Below are 3,213 nucleotides of genomic sequence, written 5' to 3' on the forward strand. Positions count from 1 at the left end.
GTAAGTGTTAGCGTATTTGATAACGCCGGCAATGAAGCGGTAAATACCGAAACACTAACCAAAGACACCAACGCCAATGTAACCGTTGAAATACAAGATACAGCCGATAACGTTATTAACGGCAATGGCGAAAACACAAATGTAACCATAAACGGCACCGCATTAGGTGTTGAAGATGGCCAAACGGTTACCGTAGTAGTTAGTGATGGCACAAATACTAAAACTTTCAGTGCACTAGTTACTGATGAAGCGTACACAATCACAGGCGCAGATGTATCAGACCTAAACGACGGCGAATTAACCGCCACAGCCACAGTAAGTGATGTAGCAGGTAATACAGCAACCGATACAGATACAGCCACTCACGATAAAACCGCTGTAACCAGCATTGATGTTGCAACAGGTGATGACGCTGTTATTAATACTGCAGAGCAAAGTAATGTAGTCGTAAGCGGTGTAATAGATGAAGCCGATGCAAATCAAACAGCCACCGTGGTATTTACCGATAAAGACGGTAAGAAAGTCACGGTCGAAAACGTCGCGATTAATGCAGCCGGTGAGTGGGCAATTAACGCCACTGATATAACAGGTCTTGCTGATGGTGAAATTACAGCAAGCGTTAGCGCATTAGACGTTGAGGGCAATTTAGCCACAAACTCAACCACCTTTACCAAAGACGCCAACGCCAATGTAACCGTTGAAATACAAGATACAGCCGATAACGTTATTAACGGTAACAGCGAAAGCTCAGCTGTAACAATCAAAGGCACAGCGGTTGGTGTAGAGGATGGTCGTACGGTTACAGTAACAGTAACCGATGGCGCAACAACTAAAACCTTTACTGCAATAGTGACAGGCGAAACGTATACAATTTCAGATGAAGATTTATCAGCCTTTAACGATGGTGAAATTACAGCCACAGCCACGGTAAGCGACTTAGCTGGCAATACAGCAACCAGCCAAGATACCGCAATTATTGACCAAACAGCCGTTACCAGCATTATTGCAGCAACCGGTGACGACAACGTTATTAATAGCGCAGAGCAATCAAGCGTGGTAGCAAACGGTGTAATAGAAGAAGCCGATGCAAATCAAACAGCCACCGTGGTATTTACTGATAAAGACGGTAAAAAAGTTACAGTTGAAAACGTCGCTATTGAGGCAGATGGAAAATGGCAAGTTAATGCAACAGATATAACAACGCTTGCCGATGGTGAAATTACAGCTAGCGTTAACGCATTAGACGTTGAAGGCAATTTAGCCACAAACAAAACCAGCTTTACTAAAGACACCACAGCTACTGTAACAGTCGATATTAACGACACAGACGACAACGTAATAAATGGCAATGGCGAAAACACCAATGTTGAAATTACAGGTACTACAATCGGTATTGAAGATGACCAAAAAGTAACGGTTGTAGTAAAAGATGAAGCCGGTAACGAACGCCGCTTTGAAGCCACCGTTACCAATAATGCTTACACAATTTCAGGTGCAGACTTATCGGCTCTTAACGACGGCGAATTAACCGCTACAGCCACAGTACGTGATGTAGCAGGCAATACAGCAAGCGATACAGACACCGCCACTCACGATAAAACAGCCGAAACCAGCATTGATGTTGCAACAGGTGATGACGCTGTTATTAATACCGCTGAGCAAAGCGATGTAGTTGTAAGCGGCGTAATAGAAGAGGCTGATGCTAATCAAACAGCCACTGTGGTATTTACCGATAAAGACGGTAAGAAAGTCACGGTTGAAAACGTCGCGATTAATGCAGCCGGTGTGTGGGCAATTAACGCCACTGATATTTCAGGCCTTGCTGATGGTAAAATTACAACAAGTGTGAGCGCATTAGATGTTGAAGGCAATTTAGCCACAAACTCAACCACCTTTACTAAAGACACCACAGTTGCAGTAACAGTTGATATTAACGATACAGACGACAACGTAATAAATGGCAATGGCGAAAACACCAATGTTGAAATTACAGGTACCACAATCGGTATTGAAGATGACCAAAAAGTAACGGTTGTAGTAAAAGATGAAGCCGGTAACGAACGCCGCTTTGAAGCCACCGTTACAAATAATGCTTACACAATCACAGATGCAGACTTATCAGGCCTTAACGATGGCGAATTAACCGCGACGGCCACCGTAAGTGATGTAGCTGGTAACATAGCCACTAATACAGATACAGCCATACACGACAAAACAGCAGCTACTACCATTGTAATGGCAGCGGGTGATGACGTAGTAAATGCAACCGAGCAAACAAATGTTGTTGTGAGTGGTCAGGTAACGGATATAGAGCCGACTAATACTGCAAGTGTTACTTTTACTGATGAAAGTGGCACACCTGTAACCATAACTAATGTTACGATTAATAACGACGGCAGCTGGGAAGTTAGTAGCGCAGATATTAATACGCTTGCCGATGGCACAATTACTGCCGCTGTTAGTGTATTTGATGATGCTGGTAACCAAGCTACAAATAGCACCACCTTCGAAAAAGATACCCAAGCTTCAATTTCTATTCCGAGCGAAAATAACGACTTATTGATTAACAATGCAGAAAAGTCGGCTGTAGTTATTAATGGTCAAAGCGCAAATATAGAAGAGGGAAAAATCGTTAATGTTATGGTATCTGATGGTACTAAAACAGTAACAGGGCAAGCGACTATTTTAGCTGATGGAACATGGCAAAGTAACTCACTCGATTTAACGACCCTTGATGAAGGGGAACTGACTGTTTCAGCAACAACTGCCGACACTGCAGGCAATACCGCAAATGCAGATCTTAACATTGATAAAGATACGCAAAGCGCTGTAACTGTAAATGTGGGCGATGATGCAGTTATAAATGCAGCTGAGCAAAGCACTGCTAAAGTAGCAGGCACAGTAACCGACGTAGAAGCTAACCAAAGCGTAGCAATTATCATTAAAGACAGTGACGGCAGTACTGTATTTAATGGCACTGCAAGTGTAGATAACGCTGGCAAATGGGAATTAGATAGCAGTATTTTAAATGCACTGTCTGATGGCGGTTACACAGTAGATGTAAGCACGCAAGATATAGCGGGTAATCCAGCAACAAGCACCCTCAACTTTACAAAAGACACCCAAGCCAGTACAACGCTAGTGCTTGAAGACTCAGTAATAAACGCAGCAGAAGACGACGCGGTAAGTGTAAGCGGTAAAGTTGATGACGTA

The 3,213-nt window shown here is 43.2% G+C and carries 1 protein-coding gene; it reads left to right on the plus strand.

The window, feature by feature from the left end:
• On the plus strand, positions 1–3,213 hold a 3,213-nt coding region (locus H5157_RS20430; RefSeq protein WP_182725397.1), incomplete at both ends, for an Ig-like domain-containing protein.

Source organism: Pseudoalteromonas sp. SG43-3 (assembly GCF_014164385.1).
Lineage (GTDB): Bacteria > Pseudomonadota > Gammaproteobacteria > Enterobacterales > Alteromonadaceae > Pseudoalteromonas > Pseudoalteromonas distincta.